At 68.4% G+C, this 2,522-nt stretch carries 3 protein-coding genes; all 3 read right to left on the minus strand.

The window, feature by feature from the left end:
* A partial coding sequence (gene uvrC, locus VF662_RS15475; RefSeq protein WP_464142845.1) for an excinuclease ABC subunit UvrC occupies window positions 1-1,001 on the minus strand: 1,001 nt, incomplete at its 3' end.
* A gap of 310 nt (window positions 1,002-1,311) precedes the next feature.
* Window positions 1,312-1,878, minus strand: a complete 567-nt coding sequence (locus VF662_RS15480; RefSeq protein WP_464142847.1) for a F0F1 ATP synthase subunit B family protein — start codon at window positions 1,876-1,878, stop codon at window positions 1,312-1,314.
* 67 nt (window positions 1,879-1,945) lie between these two features.
* Complete coding sequence (locus VF662_RS15485; RefSeq protein ID WP_464142846.1) at window positions 1,946-2,440, minus strand: F0F1 ATP synthase subunit B family protein; 495 nt, start codon at window positions 2,438-2,440, stop codon at window positions 1,946-1,948.
* Between the last annotated feature and the right edge of the window lie 82 nt (window positions 2,441-2,522).

Here is a 2,522-nt window from a genome sequence, read left to right on the forward strand (position 1 = left end):
ACCTCCTCGTAGAATTGGGTGAGGAAGCTCGACAGAACCTCGTCCTCGGGCACATCGCTGGTGTGCGCCGGGAAGAAGCTGCGATGGCCCCAATTCTGGCCGCCGCGGATGAAGAAGGCCTGGATGCACATCGTGCCGCCCTTGCAGGCGAGTGCGAAGATGTCGGCGTCCCCGAGCCCCTCCGCGTGGATGGTCTGTGTGCCCTGGATGTAGGTGAGCGCACGGAGGCGGTCGCGGTAGACCGCGGCCAGCTCGAAATCCATCGCTTCGGCCGCCTGGTTCATCAGCCCGCCGAGCTTCGCCTGCACCTTCGTCGAGCGGCCGCCGAGGAAGTCCTTCGCGTCCTGGATGAGCTCGGCATAGCCCGCCTTGTCGATCCGCTCCACGCAGGGCGCTGAGCAGCGCTTGATCTGGTAGAGCAGGCACGGGCGCGCGCGGTTGGCGAAGAAGCTGTCGGTGCAGCTCCGGAGCAGGAACAGCTTCTGCAGTGCCGTCAGGGTGGTGCGGACCGAGCCGGTGCTTGCGAACGGCCCGTAATATTGCCCCTTCGCCCGCCGCGCCCCGCGATGGAGCTGGACCCGCGGATAGGGATGGTCCTCGCGCAGGAGGATGAACGGGAAGCTCTTATCGTCGCGGAGGAGGACGTTGTAGGGCGGCCGGTAACGCTTGATCAGCTGCGCCTCGAGCAGCAGCGCCTCCGCCTCGGTATTGGTGGTGACGATCAGCATCGAGCGGGTCTGCGCCACCATCCGCTGCAGCCGCTTCGTCAGGCGCGAGACCTGGGTGTAGTTGGTGACGCGGTTCCTCAGCGCCCGCGCCTTGCCGACGTAGAGCACCTCGCCGCGCGCATCGAGCATCCGATAGACGCCCGGGCGCACCGGCAGCGTCTTCACCACCTGGCGGATGGCCGCAACACCGGCGTCGATGTCCGGCTGATCGGACCCGCGCACCGTGTAGGCGGATTTTTCCTCGTTGAAGCGGTCGGAGGTCGTGTCGGTCACGGGAGGGATTTAGGAAGCGGCGGGCGGATAAGCCAGCCGCGCTCCGAAGGTCACGAATGTCACGAATGTCACATGGAAGCGCGGGGGGTGTCCTGCCCGAGCGCCTTCAGTCAGGGTCGATTCGTTCGCGAGTTTGGCGGGGAATCTCATCGCTGAGTATGAAGCAGATGAAATCCTATTTTGGAAGGGCGGTCGGCGGGGCACATCGGCTGAACCGGAGCCGATGGCCGAGCAGGCATCCTCGCGGGCATCAAGCTCGCTCGGCTGCCTCACCCACCCCGACCCCTCCCTTCCAGGGAGGGGAGACCCGTCAATGCGTGCGGCCGAGGCCGGCGATGGTCTGATCGACCATCGCCCGGTCGGCATTGGCGTCGTGCTGCTCGGCGATCAGGCGGGCGGCGGCGGCGGCGGCGGCGGTGACCGCGCGGGCGCGGACTTCGGCGACTGCGCTGCGCTCGGCGGCGGCGATCTTGTCCTCGGCCATGCGCTGGCGGCGCTCGACGAGGGCGGCGCTGTCGAGCTTCGCCTGCTGCACGATCGCCTCGGCTTCGTGACGCGCGCGATCGAGGATGGTCTGGGCCTCGGCTGCGGCGCCCGCCGACTTGGCTTCATATTCGGCGCGAAGCGCTTCGGCTTCGGCGCGGAGGCGGGAGGCCTCCTCGAGCTGCTCCCGGATGCCCGCGATCTTCTTGTCGAGGGCGCCGCCGATCGCGGCCGGCACCTTCTTCCACAGCATCAGCGCGATGACGACCAGCATCGCCAGCGCAACCCATGCGGTGGCGTTGAGGCCAAGCGCTGCGGGATCGGCATGCGGCGCTTCCCCGTGGCCGCCGTCCGCCGCGGTAGACGCGATCGCATCCTCGCCGCCGTGCGGCATTGCGCCGTGCTCGCCCTTGGTAGACTGAGCCTGGAGATCACGCTCCACGGCCGCGCTGTTGGCCGGATCAGCCATGAGCCAGTTCCTCCCGAACCGCTGCAGCCGCCTGCTCGCGGGACACGTTAGTGCCGGCAAGCTTCGCGACCATCTCCTGGGCAGCCTCGGCGGCAACCGCGTCGAGCTCCGCGAAGGCGGCCTCGGCGGCGCGCCGGATCTCAGCCTCGGCGGTTCCGACGCGCGCGCCGATCTCCGCATCGGCGGCCTTCACGCGCTGCTCGGTCTCCAAGGCAGCCGCCTGCTTGGCCGCCTGAGTGACCTTGAGGCCCTCGGCGCGGTTCGCCTCGACCTGGGCGCGATACGCCTCCTCCCGCTGGTCCGCCTCGGCGCGGGCGCGCTCCGCGGCGGCGAGATCGTCCGAGATGCGGCGGTCGCGCTGGTCGACCGTCGCCTCGATCTTCGGGAGCATCCCGCGGCCGATGACCGCGTAGATGAGCCCGAACGACACGATCAGCCAGAACAGCTGCGACGCGAAGATCTCGGAGATCTGGGATATTTGAGGCATTTACCGCGCTTTCGCTTCGTTGTGCGGCTTAGGCGCCGCCGACCACGAAGAGCAGGATCATCGCAACGACGAACGCCAGCAG

Origin of the sequence: Allosphingosinicella sp. (genome assembly GCF_036387215.1) — a bacterium.
In the GTDB taxonomy this organism is placed as follows: Bacteria; Pseudomonadota; Alphaproteobacteria; order Sphingomonadales; family Sphingomonadaceae; genus Allosphingosinicella.